This window comes from Parachlamydia acanthamoebae (genome assembly GCF_000875975.1).
Classification (GTDB): domain Bacteria; phylum Chlamydiota; class Chlamydiia; order Chlamydiales; family Parachlamydiaceae; genus Parachlamydia; species Parachlamydia acanthamoebae.
Map to the genome: position 1 here is coordinate 295,533 of NZ_BAWW01000008.1, position 22,627 is coordinate 318,159.

19 protein-coding genes and 2 tRNA genes are annotated in these 22,627 nt (G+C 41.0%); 2 read left to right on the forward strand and 19 right to left on the reverse strand.

From position 1 onward, the window contains the following. Positions 1-86: 86 nt before the first annotated feature. Together AOM43_RS05305 and cheB are read right to left on the reverse strand one after the other, a co-directional pair. Positions 87-1,292, reverse strand: a complete 1,206-nt coding sequence (locus tag AOM43_RS05305; protein WP_006340080.1) for a SpoIIE family protein phosphatase — start codon at positions 1,290-1,292, stop codon at positions 87-89. Continuing rightward, positions 1,285-2,325 (reverse strand): chemotaxis-specific protein-glutamate methyltransferase CheB, encoded by a 1,041-nt coding sequence (gene cheB, locus AOM43_RS05310; protein ID WP_059359329.1) that lies wholly within the window; start codon positions 2,323-2,325, stop codon positions 1,285-1,287. The genes AOM43_RS05305 and cheB overlap by 8 nt, the downstream gene beginning before the upstream one ends. A 195-nt stretch (positions 2,326-2,520) precedes the next feature. Between cheB and AOM43_RS05315 the strand changes: the two genes are divergently transcribed. After that, the gene (locus AOM43_RS05315) at positions 2,521-4,065 is read left to right on the forward strand and encodes a hypothetical protein (protein ID WP_059359331.1); all 1,545 of its coding nucleotides are present in this window, start codon (positions 2,521-2,523) and stop codon (positions 4,063-4,065) included. Between the two features lie 80 nt (positions 4,066-4,145). Here the strand turns inward: AOM43_RS05315 and rpoC are convergent, their stop codons facing one another. The 12 genes from rpoC to infA all read right to left on the reverse strand — a co-directional run bounded on the left by rpoC (position 4,146) and on the right by infA (position 17,503). Next, positions 4,146-8,291, reverse strand: coding sequence for a DNA-directed RNA polymerase subunit beta' (gene rpoC / locus AOM43_RS05320; RefSeq protein ID WP_006340076.1), 4,146 nt, complete (start codon positions 8,289-8,291; stop codon positions 4,146-4,148). A 210-nt stretch (positions 8,292-8,501) separates the two neighbouring features. Next, on the reverse strand, positions 8,502-12,257 hold the full coding sequence (gene rpoB / locus AOM43_RS05325) for a DNA-directed RNA polymerase subunit beta (RefSeq protein WP_006340075.1): 3,756 nt from the start codon (positions 12,255-12,257) through the stop codon (positions 8,502-8,504). 278 nt (positions 12,258-12,535) lie between these two features. After that, on the reverse strand, positions 12,536-12,922 hold the full coding sequence (gene rplL / locus AOM43_RS05330) for a 50S ribosomal protein L7/L12 (RefSeq protein ID WP_006340074.1): 387 nt from the start codon (positions 12,920-12,922) through the stop codon (positions 12,536-12,538). 20 nt (positions 12,923-12,942) lie between these two features. Continuing rightward, positions 12,943-13,482 carry a 50S ribosomal protein L10 gene (rplJ, locus tag AOM43_RS05335; protein ID WP_006340073.1) on the reverse strand — a complete coding sequence of 180 codons (540 nt, stop codon included), beginning with the start codon at positions 13,480-13,482 and terminating at the stop codon, positions 12,943-12,945. A 15-nt stretch (positions 13,483-13,497) separates the two neighbouring features. Then, complete coding sequence (gene rplA / locus AOM43_RS05340) at positions 13,498-14,199, reverse strand: 50S ribosomal protein L1 (protein ID WP_006340072.1); 702 nt, start codon at positions 14,197-14,199, stop codon at positions 13,498-13,500. 10 nt (positions 14,200-14,209) lie between these two features. Next, positions 14,210-14,638, reverse strand: a complete 429-nt coding sequence (rplK, locus tag AOM43_RS05345; RefSeq protein WP_006340071.1) for a 50S ribosomal protein L11 — start codon at positions 14,636-14,638, stop codon at positions 14,210-14,212. Between the two features lie 57 nt (positions 14,639-14,695). Continuing rightward, positions 14,696-15,244 carry a transcription termination/antitermination protein NusG gene (gene nusG / locus AOM43_RS05350; RefSeq protein WP_006340070.1) on the reverse strand — a complete coding sequence of 183 codons (549 nt, stop codon included), beginning with the start codon at positions 15,242-15,244 and terminating at the stop codon, positions 14,696-14,698. Positions 15,245-15,293: 49 nt separating this feature from the next. Further along, positions 15,294-15,557 carry a preprotein translocase subunit SecE gene (gene secE, locus AOM43_RS05355; RefSeq protein ID WP_006340069.1) on the reverse strand — a complete coding sequence of 88 codons (264 nt, stop codon included), beginning with the start codon at positions 15,555-15,557 and terminating at the stop codon, positions 15,294-15,296. Positions 15,558-15,731: 174 nt separating this feature from the next. Then, positions 15,732-15,804, reverse strand: a tRNA-Trp gene (locus AOM43_RS05360). 70 nt (positions 15,805-15,874) lie between these two features. After that, entirely contained in the window at positions 15,875-17,062 is a 1,188-nt protein-coding gene (gene tuf / locus AOM43_RS05365) for an elongation factor Tu (RefSeq protein WP_006340068.1), read from the reverse strand. A 51-nt stretch (positions 17,063-17,113) separates the two neighbouring features. Continuing rightward, a tRNA-Thr gene (locus AOM43_RS05370) sits at positions 17,114-17,185 on the reverse strand. A 99-nt stretch (positions 17,186-17,284) separates the two neighbouring features. Next, positions 17,285-17,503, reverse strand: coding sequence for a translation initiation factor IF-1 (gene infA, locus AOM43_RS05375; RefSeq protein ID WP_006340067.1), 219 nt, complete (start codon positions 17,501-17,503; stop codon positions 17,285-17,287). A 175-nt stretch (positions 17,504-17,678) separates the two neighbouring features. Here infA and AOM43_RS05380 point away from each other — a divergent pair, with 175 nt between their 5' ends. Continuing rightward, positions 17,679-18,026, forward strand: coding sequence for a hypothetical protein (locus tag AOM43_RS05380; RefSeq protein ID WP_006340066.1), 348 nt, complete (start codon positions 17,679-17,681; stop codon positions 18,024-18,026). Positions 18,027-18,125: 99 nt separating this feature from the next. Here the strand turns inward: AOM43_RS05380 and AOM43_RS05385 are convergent, their stop codons facing one another. From AOM43_RS05385 to AOM43_RS05405, 5 genes are all read right to left on the reverse strand, one after another. Further along, the gene (locus AOM43_RS05385) at positions 18,126-18,296 is read right to left on the reverse strand and encodes a hypothetical protein (RefSeq protein ID WP_161792755.1); all 171 of its coding nucleotides are present in this window, start codon (positions 18,294-18,296) and stop codon (positions 18,126-18,128) included. Positions 18,297-18,407: 111 nt separating this feature from the next. Beyond that, positions 18,408-18,938 (reverse strand): FliO/MopB family protein, encoded by a 531-nt coding sequence (locus AOM43_RS05390; RefSeq protein WP_059359335.1) that lies wholly within the window; start codon positions 18,936-18,938, stop codon positions 18,408-18,410. 255 nt (positions 18,939-19,193) lie between these two features. Beyond that, complete coding sequence (locus tag AOM43_RS05395) at positions 19,194-20,213, reverse strand: alcohol dehydrogenase (protein WP_006340062.1); 1,020 nt, start codon at positions 20,211-20,213, stop codon at positions 19,194-19,196. A 101-nt stretch (positions 20,214-20,314) separates the two neighbouring features. Beyond that, positions 20,315-21,607: a pyruvate dehydrogenase complex dihydrolipoamide acetyltransferase gene (locus AOM43_RS05400; RefSeq protein WP_059359337.1), complete on the reverse strand. Its 1,293-nt coding sequence runs from the start codon at positions 21,605-21,607 to the stop codon at positions 20,315-20,317. Positions 21,608-21,621: 14 nt separating this feature from the next. Further along, positions 21,622-22,614: a pyruvate dehydrogenase complex E1 component subunit beta gene (locus AOM43_RS05405; protein ID WP_013925299.1), complete on the reverse strand. Its 993-nt coding sequence runs from the start codon at positions 22,612-22,614 to the stop codon at positions 21,622-21,624. Between the last annotated feature and the right edge of the window lie 13 nt (positions 22,615-22,627).

A 22,627-nucleotide genomic window follows, 5' to 3' on the forward strand; every position in this document is an offset into this window, starting at 1 on the left:
TTCAATAAAAATGGCTTTAGAAATGGTTTAGACTGCAAATATATCGGATCTATAATCAAATTGCATGTCTTCACAAATCTACCTCTTTAAGAAAAAACAAATTTTACGATCGAAACATCATCAATAAAATTCTCTTCTTTATTTATACTTCGTATTTTGGACATGATATATTCAAGTCCTTTCTTTTTTTGTTCAGCTTCGCATAAGATTTTGACAAACTCTTCAAGGCGCATCATTTCCCCTCCTTCTGATTTGACGATCTCATAAATCCCATCGCTGAAAACATATAAAACACTATTAGGCTGAATTGGACAAACCGCATTTTGATAATAAACATCAGGAATTCCTCCAATTACGATCCCTGGAGTTTTAATTTCAATGGGATCCTCCATGTGATCACCCGATCGCACAATCAAAATTCCAGGAGGATGTCCTCCTGATGCGTACAAAAGCTCTCTTTTAGATTTTGAATATATCCCATACCAAATAGTAAAAAACATATTATTGTGTTTTTCCATCTGGAAAGTTTCATTTAAGGACTGAAGGACAGTTGCAGGATTGCAGAAATCGATATTCGCTAGAGATTGATATTGCAGAACGTTCATTATCGAAATGGAAAGCAGAGCAGCCCCTATTCCATGTCCACATACATCCAATAAATACATGACAAAGTGATCTTCATCAAGCCAATAATATCCAAACGCATCTCCTCCTAAGCCAATGGAAGGAATAAATTCCCAAGAGGTTCGAACGGGATTCTCTAAACACTTTGGCAGAAGGGATCTTACATATTGAGCGGCCTCAGCTAATTCAGCATTTAGCAGATTTCGACTTTCTTCCAACCTAGCATAAGCTTCGTCTCTTTCAAGCAGCCGAATGTAGTTGCTTGAGTGGTACCGAATTCTTGCTAATAGTTCCACTTTGTCAGGAAGTTTGACCATGTAATCATTTGCTCCAAGCGCAAAAGCTTCAGCCTTTACTTTGGGATCTTCCTTTGAAGATAGAACAATCATCGGAACCTGGCTTGTCGCAGGATTAGCCCTAAAATATTTGACTAACATTAATCCATCAATTTCGGGCATGACAAGATCTTGTAAAATAACTGTAGGAGCCACTTCTGTCGCCTTACGCAAGGCTTGAGTGGGTTCTGAGCAATAATAAAAATCAATATCTTTTTCTGCTCCGATCATACTTTGAATGGCTTCAGCGACAATTGCCTGGTCATCAATTAACAACACCGTAATTTTTTTTGATGGGGGCTGTGATAAAGAAATGAAAGTCTTTTTATTCATACAATCCTCTCTTCGTTCTCGTCACAGGATTGAGATTAAAATAAGACTTTATCGAATCAGCAATCTTTTCTAGTTGCAACGCCTCTCTCACAGCTGCTAGATCAACCGCAGCTTTAGGCATTCCATAAACAACACAGCTTTCTTCACGCTGGGCAATTGTGTGCCACCCTAGATCATACAAACGTTTTAAACCTTTTGCGCCATCAGAGCCCATTCCAGTCAACAATACAGCAACTCCTCGGTTGGGCCAGTGTTCAGCAACACTATTAAACAAAACATCGACAGATGGTCGATAGGGAGAATCAAGCGGATTTGGAGCATAGACAAGCTCTAATTTTTGATTCATAATGAGATGATGATTAGTCCCTGCAACTAACACAAAGCCTTCTTCTGGTTGAGTGCCCTGATCCGCAATTTTTACTTCAAGAGAAATTTGCCTGTCTAACCAATTCGCAAACCCGGCGGCAAACTTTTCATCTACGTGTTGAATAGCCACTATAGCGAGAGAAGAATGTTGAGGAAAATCAGCTAAAAGTTTAGCAAGTGCCAATGGTCCTCCTGTTGAAGCCCCAATTAAAACTAAATGAGGGAGCTTACTCGCTTTTTTGCCATGAATATTTATGCCACTCTTTTTTCGATTATAATGATGCCCAATTAACAGGCCTATCGTTTCAATTTTCTTTAGTAAGGCCTCTTTTTCAATTTCTCCAATAGAAGTTTGCATAGCTAAAACATCCAAAGCACCATATCCCATTGCTTCAAAAATCTCAGCAGAACGCCAATTCACACTTTGAACTAAAAGTAAAAGAGCGCATGGAGCCTGTTTCATCATACGACGAGTGGCTTCTACGCCACCCGTAGAAGGAATGTTTAAATCTAAAAGAATAAGATCCGGCTTTTCATCTATAGATTTTTCAAAGACTTGGGTCGAAGAGCAAGCAATCCAGACCACTTCATGATCTGAATGATTTAATATGAGTCGATTCAGCACCTGTGCGATCCGTTCATCCCCATAGGCGATCCCAATTCTCATTTCCCCTATCCTTATCTTTGGGTTTTCTAATTGGATACTTAAAACATTAACTATTTTTTTTATACTTTTTTTTAAGTTGCCCTTTACCCCTTCTTTCTAAAAAACCATATTAAAAAGATAATTAATTCACTAATAATTGATATATACTATTTATTTTGATATAATAAACATATATTTAGTTAAGAAAGAGCTTTTATGAAAACAAATCATATTCCCGTATCAAATCAATCTCCAATTTTTCATGCACCTTCTTTCCCTAAAGTTAAAGTAAACAAGCTCAAATATTTTATTTTCAAAATTTTCTATCATATAGGCAACAAACTTACCACTGGAAATACCTCTAAATTATTTAAAGCAAAACTGATACATCTAAAAAAAGATGCTCACGAAAGTCAATTGAAATCTATTTTTGACAAAGATTTTATTGCAAGTACGCGAAATATTGGAAGACGTTCCGTACTAGTTCAGCGAAAAGATGTTAAAGCAACGGAAAAATTGCGAAAGCTTTTGGAAAACGGAGAAAATAAAAGTATCCACATAGATCCAATAAAAACTCCCGAATCGCGCATTTTGGATGGAATTTGTGCCGGAATGACTTTGGATATTGCGGTTAAATATTTAATTAATCGACAAAACATCGCCGATATTATTGAAAAAAATAAAAAAGGTGGTTCTGCTAAAGCCGCGGCGAATCAAGCTATTTATGCGTTTATTGATGCCAAGCTTCCTTATTCTGTTATTTTTTTAGATCTGATTAAAAATTTGAAAGAAATCGCTAAAACAGAAGTGGAAAACCCACTTTTTCAAGTGAATTTTGATGATGTTGGTCAAGCCTTGCTTTACTTAGATCCAGCTTTAAGTTTATCTTCTAGCCCTTATGCCGCCGAATATTCTTTATCAAAGACACCTAATTCCAATAGTTTTAATGCGACATTTGCAGCTTTTATGTCTGAAGAATATCGATTGAGACGTGAAAATTCAGCATGGTTAAGTCACGAAAAGGGGAATCCTTTTCATATAAAAAATTTAGAAGCATTTAAAAAAGACATGCTCGATACAATTGATCAAAAATATGAGAAAAGAATACAAAAAGCAACATCGGAAACAGTTAATCAATTGAATCAAAAAAAATTGAGGGATATTCATACTTTTCAGTGGGTCTTCTCTATTTTAGAATATAGACAATCTTGCCAGGCAAAAAAATTGCCCCCTAATTCGAAACAAACAGAAAATAATTCAAAAAAAAGAGGGGTATTTAGAAGAATTACTAAAAAATCACCTTCTCCGATAACTCATTACACCGCGATATCCAATCCTTCTATTAGCTCAACTTTTAGCCTTCTGACTGAAGAACTTTTTAAGGATAAGCGATACCATGCAGTGGTACGCGCTAGAGGATTGAAATTAGAATCCGTCAATATGATAATGGGATCCCGCTGGGCACACTCGAGCGATCACTCCTATCTTCAAAACATTTCCAATCTGGAACCCGGAGTCTATTCGGTTTCGATTGCACACAAAACAGGTCTTCATTTGATAAACTATATAAAGGTGGACGAGTCAGAGGGATACATTATTGATTCGATTGGAGCGCAGATTCGTTGTAAAGACGCAAGACATACGGTTGAACAATTTGAAAAACATTTAGCCCTGATACCAGAACCAGATGTAACAGCATTTGCTGTGAAGGGTGAGTCTACTCATAGGCTCCATTTTCAAAAATTTGTGGTTCCCAGTTAGTGATTTATCAAATTTCTCACTCTCTCTTAAAATAAAAAGGCCGGGTTTTGCCCGGCCTTTCAACTTAATTTAACACACAGTTAAAATACGCTTTCAAAATCAAAGACTAACTCTTCTTCATGGTCTTTATCAACAAACTTCTTCACGCGCTTATGCCGTTCGAAACCTGTTCCCGCAGGAATGATATGTCCCATAATGACGTTTTCTTTGAACCCTAACAGGTAGTCTGTTTTTCCTGCACAAGCGGCTTCTGTCAAGACACGTGTTGTATCTTGGAAGGATGCTGCTGAGATGAAGGATTCTGTTCCTAAGGAAGCTTTTGTAATACCCAACAAGACAGGAGCTGCTTGAGCTGGTTTTCCACCTTCTTTTGCAACTTTCATATTCTCGTTCTCAAAGTCTTTCTTATCCACTTCTTCACCGTAGAGCAAGCTTGTATCACCTGGATCGACAATACGTACTTTTTTCAACATCTGACGCACGATAATTTCAATGTGCTTGTCGTTAATGTCTACCCCCTGTAGACGATAAACTTCTTGAACCTGATTAACCAAGTATTTTTGAAGCTCACGTACACCGCAAATTTCCAAAATTTCATGTGGAATGACCACACCATCTGTTAACTGCTGACCTTTAATGACATGGTCGCCACGTTGAACGATTAAGTGTTTAGTCTGAGGAATCATATGTTCTTCTTCCATACCTGTTGACTCATCTCTTACTACAAGAATACGCTTATTCTTGTGGAGGCGGAAGTCAACAACCCCGTTCATTTTGGCAATCTCAGCAGAATCTTTTGGCTTACGTGCTTCGAACAACTCAGCTACACGAGGAAGACCCCCCGTAATATCCTTTGTTTTCAAAGCTCCGCGAGGAAGACGTGCTAGCAATGTACCTGCCGTTGCGAACTGACCTTCTACCACCGATATAATCGCCCCGGATGGAATTGGGTAAGTACCAATTAGCTCTTTGCATTCCTGGTCCGCATAAATCACAATCTGTGGATGCAATTCGCCACGGTGTTGTTTTACAATTAGCTCTACCTGACCAGTTTGCTTGTTTGTATCACGCTCTGTTGAGATCCCTTCTACGAGATCTTCGTACTTCACAAAACCTGGGCGATCGCAAATAATTGGGATATTGTGTTGTTCCCACTCTGCAATCTTCGTATGAGGCTTAACTTTACTTCCATCAGCAACAAGGATACGTGTTCCCAATTCCAACGTAAAGGTTTGAAGTGACTCAATCGATTTTGTAGAGAGTAACTTTTTATACTCATCTAAGGATCGGCCTTCGTCTCTAACAATGTTCAAGGATCCATTCTTATTAAGAACAACCCAATGGCCATCATCATTTTGCACCGTTCTTAGGTCTGTATAAACAACAATCCCTTCAAATTCGGATACAATCTCAGGACTTAAGCTTGCAGAAGCGATACCACCCAAGTGGAACGTTCTCATCGTCAACTGCGTTCCAGGTTCACCAATGGACTGAGCTGCGATGATACCGACAGCTTCACCCATGCTGACCTGACGTCCATTCGCGAGGTTAACACCGTAACATTTCGCACAGACACCACGTCTAGTTTCGCAAGTGAGCACTGAGCGAATTTTAACGCTTTCAATACCAGAGTCGTCAATTGCTTCAGCTTGCAGAATAGTCAATGTATCGCCTATCTTAGCAAGAAGCTTTGTGCTATCTCCTGGAAGATAAACGTCATCACAAACAGTTCGGCCGAAGATACGATCCTTCAACGGGAGGAGTTCTTCTTGACCTTGCTTAATTGGGGAAACTTCAATTCCATTCAAAGTTCCACAATCTTCTTCTGTGATAATCACGTCAGAAGCAACGTCAACAAGACGACGTGTCAAGTAACCGGAGTCCGCCGTTTTCAACGCAGTATCCGCAAGACCTTTACGCGCACCGTGAGAAGAGATGTAGTATTCGTGTACAGTCAAACCTTCTCTAAAGTTAGAGGTAATTGGAGATTCGATAATCGCACCAGAAGGTTTCGCCATCAATCCACGCAAAGCACCTAACTGCTTAATCTGGGATTTGTTACCCCGCGCACCAGAGTCCATCATCATAAATAATGGATTTAACTGGGAGTCGTTAATTTCACTAATCAGCTTAAAGAGTTCCTCGGATAGTGTTTCAGAAACTTCTGTCCAAATACTAATTGTCTTAGATTGACGCTCACCATCTGTAATAATACCGTCTTCATATTGCTTTTTAACAAGAGCAACACGTTGGTGGGCTTCCTCTAAAATCTTCTCTTTATTCGCAGGAATTCTGACATCGCAAACACCCATCGAAAGAGCCGCTTTAGTTGCTTCTAAGAATCCAAGGTTTTTCAAGTTATCCAAGAAGCGAACTGTCGCTTCCAAGCCCACTTTTTTATAGCAACGCATGACCAAGTCGCCCATTTTCTTTTTGGGCATACTATAGTTTTGGAAACCAAGCTCAGGAGGAACAATTGTATTAAACAATACGCGACCTGGTGTTGTTTCAATAATTCCATTTTCTGTACGCAGCCTAATTTTCTCATGAATATGTAGACCATACTGATCTGAACCTTGAGCACCTTTGCGGTCTTGACGAGCTTCAGAAGATGCCAATGCCATCAATACTTCTTGAGAATCGCGGAAAACACGTGTTTTATATCCGTGATCTTCTGGAATGTAAAGAGGATCGCACATTAAGTAATAAAGGCCCAAAGTCATATCCTGAGAAGGAACAGCAGCTGGACGTCCAGAGGATGGCAAGAAGATGTTATCAGGAGCCATCATGAGCAACTTAGCTTCTAGCTGAGCTTCTACAGAAAGAGGAACGTAAACAGCCATCTGGTCACCGTCGAAGTCAGCGTTAAACGCAGAGCAAACGAGAGGGTGAATACGAATCGCTTTACCTTCAATTAAAACAGGTTCAAACGCCTGGATACCAAGACGGTGCAAAGTAGGTGCACGGTTCAACAGTACAGGGTGACCTTTAATAATGTCTTCTAACACGTCCCAAACTTCTGGTGCATGTCTTTGAATCATTTTTTTAGCTGAACGGATTGTGTAAACATATCCTAAATCTTTCAAACGTTTAACAATAAAAGGTTCGAATAGTTCAAGAGCCATCAATTTTGGCAAACCGCACTGATTGAACTTCAATTCTGGACCAACAATAATAACCGAACGACCAGAGTAGTCTACACGTTTACCCAACAAGTTTTGACGGAAACGCCCTTGCTTCCCTTTCAACATTTCAGAAAGAGATTTTAGAGGACGGTTTCCAGCACCCATTACTGGATGACCATGGCGACCATTGTCAAACAACGCATCTACAGATTCTTGCAGCATTCGCTTTTCGTTGCGAACAATAACTTCTGGTGTTTTAAGCTTTAAAATTGCTTTCAAACGGTTATTTCTATTGATGACACGTCTATACAGATCGTTTAAGTCAGAAGTAGCAAAACGACCACCATCTAATGGAACGAGAGGACGGAGTTCGGGTGGAATCACGGGAACACAGGACATCACCATCCATTCGGGTCTGTTGTCTGAGGAAAGAAAGCTTTCCACAATTTTCAAACGTTTTGCTAGCTTCATTCTAGCTTGTAGAGATTTGGATTTACGCAATTTCTCTTTCAAATCGACGAGGAGACCATGCAAATCTTCAGATTTCAGTAATTCACGAATCGCTTCACCACCCATCATGGTCACAAAAGCGTCTCTTCCCCATTTCTCTTGCGCTTGTCTAAGTTCAGCATCTGTTAAGAGTTGTTTTTTCTCCAAATCTGATTGACCTGGATCGACAACCACATGCTCTTCGTAATAAATAATGCGCTCGAGATCTGTAGAAGACATTCCCAAAACGTTACCAATACGTGAAGGCATTGTTTTGAAGAACCAAATATGAACAACAGGTACTGCTAAATCGATGTGTGCCATTCTTTCGCGGCGCACTTTTGATAGAGTCACTTCTACACCACAACGATCGCAAACAATCCCTTTGTGCTTAATTTTTTTGTACTTACCACACGCGCATTCCCAGTCGCGAGTAGGTCCAAAAATCTTTTCACAAAAAAGACCACCTTTCTCAGGTTTAAAAGTTCTATAGTTAATTGTTTCAGGCTTTTTAATTTCGCCGTGAGACCATTGATTCCGAATGACCTCATCGGAGGCAATCTTAATTGTCAGCTTGTCAAATTGCCCGTCTTGCTGATTATTTTCTGACATGCATGTCTCCTATATAAATTGGCCGTATGCACAGGCATTAAAGAGGCATTTATTTTTTAACAGTCGCGATGTGTGTCTATTTAACCACAGAGTGCACAGAGACTACACAGAGCTTTGCGGCTCATAATTTGCGGTAGTAGTTCTCTGTGTACTCTGTGACCTCTGTGGTGAATAAATTTCACACGTCACATCGTTTGATATACATTAGTGTTAGACCGTCTCTGTACGAATATCAAGGCCTAGACCTTGCATTTCCTTAATTAATACATTGAAGGATTCTGGAGTTCCGGATTGTAGGAGGTTTTCTCCTTTTACAATCGACTCATAGATACGCGTACGACCCGAGACGTCATCGGATTTCACTGTCAACAATTCTTGCAACAAGTGCGCAGCACCGTAAGCTTCTGCAGCCCACACTTCCATCTCCCCGAAACGCTGACCTCCCATTTGAGCTTTACCACCCAATGGTTGTTGTGTCACAAGCGAGTAAGGTCCAACCGCTCTTGCGTGGATTTTGTCCGCGACAAGGTGACTGAGTTTAAGAATGTAGATGTAACCTACAACTACGGAGCTATCGAATCGATCCCCTGTGCAACCATCATGTAGGTAAAATTTACCATCTGATGGCATCCCTTGTTTTTCCATCATTTCCCAAATTTTATTTTCGGGGAATCCTTCGAAAACAGGACTCTTCACATTGATTCCTTGTTTCTTTGCAGCAAAGCCAAGGTGGGTTTCAAAAAGCTGACCCATGTTCATACGTGAAGGCACGCCTAACGGGTTAAGAATAATTTCGATTGACTCACCATTTGGCAAGAAAGGCATGTCAGCTTCTGGAACAATCCTAGAAACGACCCCTTTGTTTCCGTGGCGGCCAGCCATTTTATCCCCAACTTGCAATTTACGCTTTGAGGCTACGTAGACTTTCACTTGTCGAATGATGCCTGGATCAAGATCTGTATCTCCTTTACGCATGAATTCAACTTCAGTCTTATATTGCGTCTCAAGAGTTTGCGTTGCAATTTCATAGTCGTGCAAGAATTGCTTAAGTGCATTATAAATTTGATTGTCTGGCATTAAGAGATCTTCAACATTCTCTTTCTCAAGTTCTTCGATCAAATCTTGTGTAATCAGCATTCCCTCTTCAATAACCACTTCAGCAGTCTTACGGTGAACAATTGTTCCCGGTGCTGTTTCGTTAAGGAGGAGAGCTCCAATTTTTTCACGACGCTCAGTACGAAGTTCAGATTGCTTTTGTTTGAATTCTTTTTGAATATCTTTTAAGCGAGAAGCTTCTTCAACAAGTTCATCATCGGTTTTGGATAAACGGTCTCTGCGACTAAACACTTTTACATCCATGACCACCCCTTCTGTACCAGGAGGAACAGTTAAGGAAGCATCTTTAACATCCGCCGCTTTCTCACCAAAGATCGCACGTAATAGACGTTCTTCAGGAGCGAGTTCTGTTTCTGATTTTGGTGTAATTTTTCCGACAAGGATATCACCCGGTTTAACTTCTGCACCGATGCGGATAATCCCGTCTTCACCTAGGTTTAGCAACGCTTCATCTGATACGTTTGGAATATCACGTGTGATCTCTTCTTTTCCAAGTTTTGTATCACGTGCTGTCAGTTCAAATTCTTCGATGTAGATCGAAGTATAAGCATCTTCACGCAATAGCTTTTCAGAGATGATGATCGCATCCTCATAGTTATATCCAAACCATGGCATGAAAGCGACGAGTACGTTTCTTCCAAGAGCGACTTCCCCTTTATCTGTTGCTGGCCCATCCGCAATCACATCACCCGCTTTCACTTCATCGCCAATATTGCATAAAGGTTGCTGGTTAATGCAAGTTCCCGCGTTTGAACGCAAAAATTTCTTCAGGTAGTAAGTCTTTTTATCCAAACGGTTGTCTGTTGGAGAAATCACAATTTTCAGGCCGTCTACGTATTCAACAATCCCGTCTTCATGTGCGATCACAACAGCACCCGAATCGCGTGCAGCACGTGCTTCCAAACCTGTTCCGACAATCGGAGCTTGCGGTCTTAACAATGGCACACCTTGGCGTTGCATGTTAGAACCCATCAAAGCTCGGTTCGCATCGTCGTGTTCGAGGAACGGAATGAGCCCCGTTACAATTGAGACTAATTGTTTTGGGGAAACGTCCATATGCGTGATTTTAGAGGATTCAATCTCTAAAGGCTCACCTCTCCAACGCGCCCAACAAATCGGTTCAGCAAACATTTTGAATTCATCGAGAACAGCCGAAGCTTGTGCAATTACACAACGTTCTTCTTGGTCAGCTGTCATGTACTCAATTTCATCTGTGACAACACCTTCTCTCACGATTAAGTAAGGAGTTTCGATAAATCCAAATTCATTAATTTTTGCAAAAGAGGACAAGGAGGTGATCAAACCGATGTTTGGTCCTTCCGGTGTTTCAATTGGGCAAATGCGTCCATAGTGGCTCGGGTGAACGTCACGTACTTCAAAGCCTGCACGATCGCGATTTAAACCACCTGGTCCAAGAGAGGATAGACGACGTTTGTGCGTCAATTCGGCGATAGGGTTCGTCTGGTCCATAAATTGAGAAAGCTGTGAACGACCAAAGAAGTCTTTCAAAACTCCAGATAGGCCTTTCGCTGAAACAATTTTTCCTGGGGTGAGAGTATCTGAAGAGAAATCAAATAAGTTCATTCTTTCACGAATGATTTTCTCCATTCTCGCCAATCCAATACGGCATTGGTTTTGAATCAATTCACCAACTGATCTGACGCGACGATTTCCTAAGTGGTCGATATCATCGACATACGTATCTTCTTTGTTCTGTTTCAAACTAATGAGATATTTTAAAGCACCGATCACATCTTCTTTCGTCAATGTCACAGTTTTAAGCTGCTCATCACCAATTTCAAGACCCAATTTGGAATTGAGTTTATAACGACCAACACGTCCTAAATTGTAGCGTTTTGGATCAAAGAAAAGGCGCATAATCGCAGAACGTGCATTAGATAATGTCGCGGGTTCACCGGGCCGAATCTTACGGTAGAAGTCTTTAAGCGCGCTTTCGTATGAATCTGTTGGATCTTTGGAAAGCATTTTAATAATAGGGCTTGCTTCGTCAGCATCTTCTGCGATACGAATTACATCGATTCCGGCATCAATCATGCGTTTAAGCATAGCTGTTGTAAGTTTTTCACCCGCTTTTCCAAAGACAGTTCCACTTTCTTCATCGAGAACATCTTGCGCCAAAATTTTTCCAACTAAATCGGAAAGATCTTTGTCGTTCTTCAATTTTATTTTGCGCGTACTGAAAAATTCTTCAATAATGTCTGCATTCGTTGAGTAACCTAATGCGCGAATAAATGTTGTTGCCAAAATTTTACGACGACGCTTTTTACGATCGATGTAAATATGAATCAAATCGTTTGAGTCAAAAGCACCTTCTAACCAGCTACCACGGTAAGGAATGATTCTAAAGGAATAAATCCAATTTCCGCGCATGTGGCGTTCTTGCTCAAAGCAAATCCCTGGGGAACGGTGCAACTGGGAGACAACAACCCTTTCAGCGCCGTTGATAATGAACGTTCCTTTTTCGGTCATAACAGGAATGGTCCCCATATAGACCTCTTCCTCTTTAATCCCTGTTTCATCCGTCAAACGAAACTTAACTTTCAAAGTTACGTTATAGGAGATTCCTCTTCTGATGCATTCATCAGGAATATATTTTGGAACTCCCAGGCTATATGACAAAAATTCCAGGGTCGTTTTTTCGTCGTATGACTTAATAGGAAAAATTTCGTTGAAAACTTCTTGTAAACCAATATTTTCCCGTTCATTTGGGAACAAGTTTGCTTGTAAGAATTGATTGTATGACTTGACTTGAATCTCAATGAGGTTGGGAAGATCAATAATTTCTTCCTTTTCAACAAAACTCACCCGATGCGGCGGCCTTTGCAACATGATGAAGGACTCCCTGGTATAGCTTGAATTAGGACATTGACCTTGGCAAAACTTTACTCACAGGTGAATTTGGGGGCATGCCTCCGTGTTCACTATCTTATTAAATGAGCGTTTGCAAGGAAATACTATAACAATTGAGATTTTCTTCTTAGCGAAGAAGATCTGAATTGGAACATTATTTATTTACGGGCTTATGGCCGTTTGATTAAATGCCGAAATCCCAGGATCATAGCTTTTTATGGCCATGATTCTGGGTTATTGCATACTAGAAGTAGATCTTACAGACCTTTCAAAGTAACTTTGCAACCAGCTGCTTCGACTTTCTTCTTGATTTCTTCAGCTTCAGCTTTAGGAGCTGTTTCTTTTATAACTTTTGGAGTTGATTCAACAAGTTCTTTTGCTTCTTTCAATCCAAGACCTGTGATTTCACGCACAACTTTAATTGCACTGATTTTCTTGTCATCAGTTACTTTTTCAAGTGTGATTTGGAAATCTGTTGATTCAGCTGCTGCTGGAGCTGCTGCTGCTGGCGCTACAGCCATAACTGCTGCCGCTGCTGCTGCCTTAACTCCCCATTTTTCTTCTAGGGCAGTTTTCAACTCCGCCATTTCTAAAACTGTCAATTGGCTGAGCTGCTCCACGAGTTCTTCTTTTTTATTGCTCACGATATTACCTCACTAAATTACTAAGCTTCTGTTAATGAATTGTTCTCGTCGTTTTCTTGCTTGCATTTGTTGTCTAAGCAATACACAACGCTTGTTACGATGGCTTCCATCACCGATAAGGTTTGCGACAGTGGTGCTTCGAAGACACTCAGTAACTGTGCTCTCATCTCATCCATAGATGGCAATTTGGATAATTTCTCAACATCTTCGCTGTTGTACATTCTTCCATCAAAACGACCACCCATTACATTAATGGTTTTGTTTTCGTCTTTGAATTTGAAGACAACTTTTGCGGTTTCGATGGGATCTTGACCTGCGAAGACAATTCCAATGTGACCTGGAAGAGCTTCAAGATCTAATTTGATTCCTACGCAGTCGGCAGCCTGTACTAAAACACGCTTTTTTACCATTTCCAGGTTTCCGCCAAGTGTTGATACCCTGCGACGGAAATCGGCAGCTGCGTTTGCAGTTAATCCCATGTAATTGATGATCACAAAGGAATCAAAATTTTCGATTTGCCCTTTGATTTCATCCAAAAGAAGTTGCTTTTCTTTTCTCATCTTTCACTTACTCCTTTATGATGAACCAACGGCTTTACGTAGATCGATTTTAAATCCAGGTCCCATCGTGGAAGAAATGACCATGGACGCTAGGAATTCCCCTTTAGCTGCCGCTGGTTTAGCTTTTTGCACTGCACTGAGAAAGCTTTGAATATTCTCTTCTAGCTTATCGAGTGCAAATGAAAGCTTCCCTACCATGCAGTTCACAACACCATGACGGTCGATTTTAAACTCAATTTTACCGGCTTTGAGTTCATTAATCGCCTTAACAATGTCGTTTGTGACAGTTCCGGCTTTAGGAGTAGGCATTAAGCCTCGGGGCCCGAGAACTTTACCTAATTTACCTACATCTCTCATCATATCTGGGGTTGCAATCACTGCATTAAAATCAGTCCAGCCCCCGTTAACTTTTTCAAAAAGTTCTTCGTTACCCGCGAAGTCAGCACCAGCAGCTAAGGCTTCTTTAACCTTATCGCCCTTAACAAAAACAAGTATTTTCATTAATTTACCTGTGCCATTCGGTAGTGACACAGTTCCGCGAACGCTTTGGTCTGATTTGCGAGGGTCAACGCCTAGTTTTAAAGAGATGTCAACGGACTGATCAAATTTAACCGTTGGGCATTTCTTTAACATCTCGATTGCTTCTGTAACACTGTATGTCTTGCGAACATCAAATGTATTTGCAATCTCCCGAATTCTTTTACTTGGACGACCCATTTTACCTTCTTTACTCGTTGACGAGTTCAATTCCCATAGAACGTGCTGTTCCTAATACACAATTTGTAGCAGCTTCTAGGTCGCTAGCATTCATATCTTGCACTTTTGCTTCGGCAATTTTTCTTGCTTGCGAACGTGTGATCTTACCTACTTTGTTACGGTTAGGAATAGCAGACCCTTTTTCAATGCCCATTGCTTTTTTAAGCATTTCAGCAACAGGAGGCTTTTTACAAATGAATGTAAACGTTTTATCATGATAAACGTAAATCACTACTGGCAGGATATCTCCAGCCATCGCTTGTGTTTTCGCATTAAACTCTTTGCAGAACGCCATGATGTTGACGCCAGCAGAACCCAAAGCCGGACCAATTGGTGGTGCTGGGTTTGCTTTGCCTGCAGGAATTTGCAGCTTAATCACTTTAACAATCTTTTTAGACATAAACCCTCAATCTCTATATTAGGCGTTTACAGCGAGGCAACTGCTAACGCATCTTTTTTATGTGTTTTCTGCATCCGGTGAAATTTCTTCAACCTGAACAAACTCCAAATCATCTACACGTGTATCACGACCAAAAATGGAAACGAGAACACTTAAACGCCCTTTATCATGGAAGACTTCCGTCACAGTTCCAATAAAGTTAACAAACACACCATCTACGATTTTTACGCGGTCGCCCACATTAAATTTGTGGCGCTGAGTAACGGTTTGTTTTTTGTCTTCAAGGTCTTTAAGAATTTCGTCCACTTCTTTTTCAGTTAAAGCAGCGGGTTGATCACCACCCAAAAAGTCGACAACACCGATTGTATTTTTTACATAGCTCCAAGATTCATCTGTTAGTGTCATCTTAATCAGTAAATATCCGGGCCATAGACGTTTTTCGACGACTTTTTGCAAGCCATTTTTTACTTCTGAGACTTTTTCGATGGGCAAAACGACTCGTTCAATGAGTTCGCTCATCCCTTTGTGCTCACGATGTTCTTCAAGGTTTTTTTTCGCTTTTTTTTCTTGCGAAGAGATTGCCTGAACGACGTACCATTTATGCATTGTTTTTACCGTAATCCTTGCCAGTTGAAATGTTTAGTTTGACTTAGCGTTACCCTGCAATTAAATGCACAACATTTCCCAAACCCGCGAGAAAACTTTGGATGAGTACATCCATCATATAAATTCCGATCCCAAAAACAAAGGTTGCCCCAACTACGATTTTTGCGTACGCGAGAAGTTCTTCTTGACTCGTCCAGGTAATTTTTTGAAATTCCGCTTTTATGTCATCTAAAAAACTGAGAGTTTTTTTACTGCTGACAGGAATTTCTTTCGGAGAGGCCTCAGACACATGTTGCGTTTTTTTGACTTCCATGGTGTTCACATTTACCCCCGAAAAGTTTTCGCTATGAATTGCTTAATACACGTCTTTTTTGGTTTCGGGAAGAAATTAAGTTTACTCGATTCGAAAGAATTAAATCAACTGATTTTCTTTCAGTCGACTCACTTATCTTATCGATCTAATCCAACTCGAAATAAAAAAAACAAACGAGTGCGGAGGGACTCGAACCCCCGACCGGCGGCTTTGGAGACCGCAGCTCTACCAACTGAGCTACACACCCTTAAAGAAGACCATCTAAAAGATGGTCTTCTGTAAATTTAATCAGAAACCTGAAATGATTTCCAGTTGAATTATTTAATGATTTCGGAAACTGTTCCAGCACCGATTGTTCGGCCACCTTCACGAATCGCAAAACGCATCCCTTTCTCAACTGCAACAGGCTGAATCAACTCGATAATCATCTCAACGTTATCGCCAGGCATCACCATTTCAACGTCTTTAGGAAGCTCAACAGTTCCTGTTACGTCCGTTGTGCGAATGTAAAGCTGAGGACGATATCCTGTAAAGAATGGCTTATGACGTCCACCCTCTTCCTTAGTTTGGATATAAACAGGCCCTTTAAACTTAGTGTGCGGCGTGCAAGCACCTGGAGCAGCAAGAACCATACCACGCTGGATTTGGTTTTTATCAACACCACGAAGCAAGATACCCACGTTTTCACCAGCTCTAGCTTCATCAAGAGTCTTGTTAAACATTTCCAAGCCTGTTACAACAACATCACGCGTATCGCCGAGACCAACGAGCTGAAGCTTATCGCCCAACTTAACCATCCCACGCTCAACACGACCTGTCGCCACTGTTCCACGACCAGAAATAGAGAACACGTCTTCGATAGGCATTAAGAACGCTTTGTCGATTTCGCGAGCAGGCTCTGGAATAAACGCATCTACAGTATCCATTAATTTATGGATCGCTTCCACATACTTAGGATCGCCTTCAAGCGCTCTTAGTCCGGAACCACGAATAACTGGAGCATCTTTATAACCTTTTGCTTCGAGAAGCTCATGAATCTCCATTTCAACGAGATCTAAAAGCTCTTCATCACCTTCACTAAGCATATCCACTTTGTTAAGGAACACAACAATCGCAGGAACCTGCATCTGGTGCGCCAAAAGAATGTGTTCGCGAGTTTGAGGCATCGCACCGTCTGTCGCTGCCACAACGAGAATTGCACCATCCATTTGAGCTGCGCCCGTAATCATGTTTTTAACATAGTCGGCGTGTCCTGGGCAGTCTACGTGCGCATAGTGACGGTTTTCTGTTTCGTACTCAACGTGAGTTGAGTTAATTGTAATACCACGAGCTCTTTCTTCAGGCGTTTTGTCAATTGAGTCGTAACTTCTAAAAATCGCTCCACCTTTTTCAGCTAATACTTTGGTGATTGCGGCTGTTAGCGTTGTTTTACCGTGGTCAACGTGGCCAATTGTCCCGATATTGACGTGCGGCTTGCTACGTTTAAAGGATTCTTTTGCTGCCATTTGATTTCCTCCATTTGGCTACAGTGCTTTTTATACTTAATCTTTACTTTCTGCCCAGAATAGGAATTGAACCTACGACCGCTTGCTTACCATGCAAGTGCTCTACCACTGAGCTATCTGGGCAAGTCAAACTTGTCTTGCTTCTTTCTAAACTCGAAAGCTTGTGAGTTTAGGGCTTCTGACAAAAAAAATCAACACCATTTTTACGCTTTTTTATTTGCCTTATTTTTGACGAAATACAATGCGCCCTTTGGTTAGATCGTAAGGAGACATTTCAACATTCACTTTATCCCCTACGAGGACACGGATATTCTTCATTCGCATTTTTCCGCATAAATGAGCGATCACGACCAATCCATTTTCTAAAGTTACGCGAAATGTCATGTTAGGCAGTAGCTCTTCTACTGTACCTTCTAGTTTAAGGGTATCTTCTTTTGGCATAGTTTCTTGGGTTGCTTTTTTTGAAACGAAATTTACTGAGAATGAGAGTAACACAAATTCATTAAATGTCAAGCGCAACTCAACTTTTTTTGAATTCTCCAATTTTTTTTAGGTCTTGCCAATATTTTTTGAACGAGCTACCATCAGGCAATCATATTTAAAGAAAGTAGATACCATGTACAAGTTTAAATTGAATCTCAAAGCCCCCTTTGACTTCATTATGAACCTCCCAAAAACACCTAAAGTCCAGACCGCTCTTTGGGCTGTGATTACAACAATCTCGACAATTGCCACTGTATTTTTTGCAACGGCATTCATCGCTTCAGCAGTGGCAGGAGGAACCGCATTTGTCATTTCAGTCGGACTCCCCTTAACAATTCCTTTGGCAATTGTTTTCGCGGCTAGTTATGTCGCCACATTTGTTTTTGTAGGCTTTTCTGTTTTTTCCGCTGGGATGACAGGGGTTAAATGTTATGACTGGTTTGATGAACGTCGAGTTCATTACTTCGGGCCTTGCAAATAACTCTTTACAGGATTGAAGAAAAATAGATATAGATTCCTTAAAACGGGATACTTATTTTCAGCCTATGTCTATTTTCTTTCCATCATCAAAATCTTTTAACTACTCCACGCACCACTCTTTCCCCAAGGATGCACACCCTTCGAAAAAGACACGCACTTTCTTTTTAGTTACCGGCCTTGCTAGTTTAATCGGATCGAGCCTTCTCATCTCATCAGCAGTCAGCACATTTAAATTGGGGATCGTTTCCTGCATCACAATTGTTGGAATCATTCCAGGAGTATCCATGATTTTATTAGGGCTAGGCCTCCTTTTAGCTGGCGTTTGCGGGATTGCCCTATCCCTATATTTTTTTAAAAAAAGCATTAGAAAAATCTTGTAGTTTCACCCATTTCTTTTATCACTTAATTTTTTCAAAGACTCTTGAGTTTCTTCATCCGCAATGGAAAAATCGGAGGCCAAATTTTTCTCAGCCAATTTGGTTACACCGTGTAAAGATTCCCCAAGAATGAGCTGCTTCCCCTCCACTTCCACAACATAGAGCATCGATTTTGGACTTAAAGAACGACGATCTAGTATTTTAATCATACTTGTCGCATTATCCTGCAATAGACGCGTGTAGACCATTTTTTTCATAGCCCATGAGAGAAATAGCAGCATCGACACAAGAAGCCCCAGGACAAAGAGCATGTAAATAAAATTTTTCCAAAAATGAGAATCCCCTTCTCCCTCATCTTTTTTTAACTCTTGCTGGAAAACCTCATCAAAAGTGGAAGGTTCCGTTGCTTTACTTTGAGAAGCAGATGAATTAGCTGGGACGTGAAGCTTTACATCTGAGCTTGAGGCCTCGTCAGCCCAACTCGAGATTGAAAAAAGCAGGCATAAAAAAATCATATACAAGGTAGACAAGCGCATGCGTTCCCCTATGGGTAGATGGATAAAGCTTAAGCATAAGGATTCACTCAATTTCCATTAAGAATTAATTTTCTTATTCTCCCCTTTGAATTTCCTCATTCATAAAAAAAGATTACCCCATCATTTTGTTTCTAACCCCTTTACTTTGATACAAAAATGACCATTTATGATTTATAATACGTCTTCAACAAGTTATGGCTTCAGCCCCAACCGCTGAAGAGTTATATCCTAGTATGGCCTCAAGACCTTGACTTCTTAATGTCCGGTTGTTAAGACTACTCGGAAACGAGCTTTTCCGCTCATCATTTTTTCGTAGGCTTCTTCTACCTTCTCAAAGGGATAGATCTCATTCATGGAGCGCACTCCCGTTAGAGCACTGAATGACATTGTATCTTGAGAATCTATCGAAGTACCTGAGGGCCATCCTGCGATAGAACGTCTTCCGGAAATAAGCGCTCCAGCAGTTATTGAAATAGGACTATGAGGGATTCCTACGATGATGAATTTTCCATTAGTGCTGAGTCCTGGAAGAGTTGATTCGATTGCCTTAGCATCGGTTATCGTCGATAAGATTACCCTCGCTCCCCCAAAACTCACAAGCTCCTTAGCGGGATTTTTTTCTAAACTATCAATATAATCATGTGCCCCTAATCTTTTGGCTAAAGCCTCTTTGTCTTTTCCTCGCGCTATCGCGATAGTATGAAATCCCATTTTAGCCGAAAATTGAACCGCTAAATGCCCTAGACCACCAACACCAAGAATAGCAACACGCTCTCCTGCACGCGCTCCACTGTTCTTTAATGCATTAAAGGTAGTAATCCCAGCACACATTAAAGGACCAGCCTCTACAGGTGAAAGTTCCTCCGGGATTAAGGCCAAAGCATCCACAGAAGCAATCATATAATCTGCATATCCCCCATCATAAGTCACACCAGATATAGAAAGCTGACTGCACGTAACAAAATCGCCTCTTCTACAAGACTCACAGTAACCACAATGCCCTCCATACCATCCAATCCCTATACGTTCACCCACCTTCCAATTTTTAACTTTCGAACCAAGAGCATCAATAATACCAGCAACTTCATGACCGGGAATACGTGGATAAGTCACACCTGGAAATGTGCCTTCTTTAGTGAAAGAATCGCTATGACAAATCCCACATGCCTGGACTTTAATGCGAACCTCTCTTTCACCCGGTTCTGGAATATCTCGCTCAACAAACTCAAAAGGACCATTTGGACGACTGACTTGAATTGCGCGCATTTTTGCCATAGAGCTTCCTCCTAAAAATTATTTACACTTTTAGTTACAGGAGAAAGAATTAGATTTCAAGAAAAAGAAGCCTCAAATCAAGATAATTTGAGGCTTTGACATTAAAAAAGAAGGGACGCTGGATTTTCTAGATATTTTTGAACTGTTTTCACAAATTCAGCTGCTGCCACACCATCCACCACTCGATGGTCAGCTGACAGGCAAATATTCATGATTTTTCCAGGAACAACTACCCCATTCTGAATCACAGGGACATTTTGAATACCGCTTACAGCTAAAATAGCCGCTTGGGGTGGATTAATAATCGCTTTAAAAGCAGTTACGCCATACATGCCTAAATTCGAAACAGTAAAAGATCCACCTTTATATTCTGACGCGTCTAGCTTGCCATCTTTGGCCCTTCTGGCTAACTGTCGAATCTCCAGAGAGATCTCTCCCAAATTTTTATAATTCGCATGCCGTACAATGGGTGCAATTAGTCCACCTGAAACACTCACAGCGATGGAAATATCGATCGTATCGAAACGAATAATCGTTTGATTTGCAGAATTAAAACCACTGTTGACATTTGGATGTTCGACAAGCGCTAAAGCGCAGGCCTTCACCACAAAATCATTAAAAGAGACCTTCACATCGACGTTACGCAATTGGTCACGTGTTTGATCTAAAAGCATAGCATTTACGGTTTGCTCCACGTAGATATGCGGAATAAATGTTTTGGCATCTTGAAGTCTCTGAGCAATTACCTTTCGCATAGGCGTCAAAGATTCTTCATGATACGATCCCGGCTTTTTAGTGGGCTGCACACGTCTTCCAAAAGCGACCACACCCGTGGATTGCGCTCTTTCCAAATCACGGCTCATAATCCTTTGATTGGGCCCTGTTCCTTTAACCGTCGTCAGGTCTAGCCCACGCTCCTTCGCAAGCTTGCGAGCAAGAGGTGATGATAAAACACGTTTAGAATTTTCTGTGACACCTTCAAATTCATAATGTTCAAGCGGAGGCTCTGGCACAAATGAGGGCTGTCTAATGGATCCCACACCCCCCTTAGCCTCAGCAGGAACGTCCGTTTTTTCTTCAGCCTTCGATTCTTCTTGGACAGCTTTCGTTTCCGGCTGCAATCCCTCGGGCTTGTAACCCTCGATGCTTTCATTTTGTTCTGCTGTGAAAATAGCAATAGGTTGGTTAACTTTGGCTTCTTCCCCTTCTTTCACGATAATTTTGCGTAACCACCCTTCATCTAAAGCCCCGTGCTCAACCGTTGCCTTATCCGTTGCTACCTCTAGCAACACATCATTAGCGTTAACGCGATCCCCTTCTTTTTTATGCCATTTAACAATCATTCCTTCTTCCATAGTTGGTGAAAGTTTTGGCATAGTCAAAGTAAATGGCATTTGTTTTTTCCTCTTTACAGGTTCATCACTTTATAAGAAGCCGCCAAAACCCTCTCAACAGACGGCAATGTCGCTTTTTCCAAGACTTTCGAATAAGGCATGGGAGTTTCTCGTTGGCAAACTCTTTCAATGGGAGCATCGAGATAGTCGAAACAATGCTCCATGATCTGAAATCCAACTTCTGCTGCAATTCCAGCAAAAATGTGGCCCTCTTCAACCAACACGCAATGATTGGTTCGTTTTACTGATTCCGCAATCAATCCAATATCTAGCGGCTTAATTGTTCTTAAATCGATTAATTCTGCACGAATTCCTTTTTTGGCTAATTCTCGCACAGCTTCGCGACATATCTTCACCGTATGGCTGTGCGAAACAATAGTCAGATCTTTTCCAGGAATGTCAATGCGTGCTTTCCCAATCGGAATTAGATATTCCTCAATGGGAACTTCCATTTTATCTCCATAATCCAGTTCACTTTCTAAAAATATGACAGGATTATTGCACCGAATGGCAGATTTAAGAAGCCCCTTTGCGTCATAAGCATTACTGGGCGCAATCACGATGAAACCAGGTAAATTTCCGTAGAGCGCTTCAACACAATGTGAATGCTGAGAAGAAACTTGTGCAGCAGCCCCATTAGGCCCTCTGAAAACAATCGGGACCGAAAAACGATTTCCGGACATGTAATACATTTTTGCGGCATTCGAAATCAATTGATCAGCGGCCACAAATGAAAAATTAAAGCTCATGAATTCAACAACGGGACGTAATCCAGTCATGGCTGCTCCAATGCCAAGGCCTGCAAATCCTAGTTCGGAGATGGGTGTATCAATCACTCGCTTACTTCCCCATTTATCCAAAAGACCTTTTGTGACCTTATAAGCTCCATTATACTCGGCGACTTCTTCACCCATAATAAAGACATTTGGATCTCGCGCCATTTCTTCATCAAGAGCTTGCCTTAAAGCCTCTCTCATTTCAATTACTTGAGTATTCGGGGTATTCATGCAGAATAATTCC

Bases quoted from the DNA above. Each gene is read 5' to 3' on its own strand.
- AOM43_RS05305 (WP_006340080.1), bottom strand. From the start codon at position 1,292: ATGAATAAAAAGACTTTCATTTCTTTATCACAGCCCCCATCAAAAAAA.
- cheB (WP_059359329.1), bottom strand. From the start codon at position 2,325: ATGAGAATTGGGATCGCCTATGGGGATGAACGGATCGCACAGGTGCTG.
- AOM43_RS05315 (WP_059359331.1), top strand. From the start codon at position 2,521: ATGAAAACAAATCATATTCCCGTATCAAATCAATCTCCAATTTTTCAT.
- rpoC (WP_006340076.1), bottom strand. From the start codon at position 8,291: ATGTCAGAAAATAATCAGCAAGACGGGCAATTTGACAAGCTGACAATT.
- rpoB (WP_006340075.1), bottom strand. From the start codon at position 12,257: ATGTTGCAAAGGCCGCCGCATCGGGTGAGTTTTGTTGAAAAGGAAGAA.
- rplJ (WP_006340073.1), bottom strand. From the start codon at position 13,482: ATGAGAAAAGAAAAGCAACTTCTTTTGGATGAAATCAAAGGGCAAATC.
- rplA (WP_006340072.1), bottom strand. From the start codon at position 14,199: ATGGGTCGTCCAAGTAAAAGAATTCGGGAGATTGCAAATACATTTGAT.
- rplK (WP_006340071.1), bottom strand. From the start codon at position 14,638: ATGTCTAAAAAGATTGTTAAAGTGATTAAGCTGCAAATTCCTGCAGGC.
- nusG (WP_006340070.1), bottom strand. From the start codon at position 15,244: ATGCATAAATGGTACGTCGTTCAGGCAATCTCTTCGCAAGAAAAAAAA.
- secE (WP_006340069.1), bottom strand. From the start codon at position 15,557: ATGGAAGTCAAAAAAACGCAACATGTGTCTGAGGCCTCTCCGAAAGAA.
- tuf (WP_006340068.1), bottom strand. From the start codon at position 17,062: ATGGCAGCAAAAGAATCCTTTAAACGTAGCAAGCCGCACGTCAATATC.
- infA (WP_006340067.1), bottom strand. From the start codon at position 17,503: ATGCCAAAAGAAGATACCCTTAAACTAGAAGGTACAGTAGAAGAGCTA.
- AOM43_RS05380 (WP_006340066.1), top strand. From the start codon at position 17,679: ATGTACAAGTTTAAATTGAATCTCAAAGCCCCCTTTGACTTCATTATG.
- AOM43_RS05385 (WP_161792755.1), bottom strand. From the start codon at position 18,296: ATGATTCCAACAATTGTGATGCAGGAAACGATCCCCAATTTAAATGTG.
- AOM43_RS05390 (WP_059359335.1), bottom strand. From the start codon at position 18,938: ATGCGCTTGTCTACCTTGTATATGATTTTTTTATGCCTGCTTTTTTCA.
- AOM43_RS05395 (WP_006340062.1), bottom strand. From the start codon at position 20,213: ATGGCAAAAATGCGCGCAATTCAAGTCAGTCGTCCAAATGGTCCTTTT.
- AOM43_RS05400 (WP_059359337.1), bottom strand. From the start codon at position 21,607: ATGCCATTTACTTTGACTATGCCAAAACTTTCACCAACTATGGAAGAA.
- AOM43_RS05405 (WP_013925299.1), bottom strand. From the start codon at position 22,614: ATGAATACCCCGAATACTCAAGTAATTGAAATGAGAGAGGCTTTAAGG.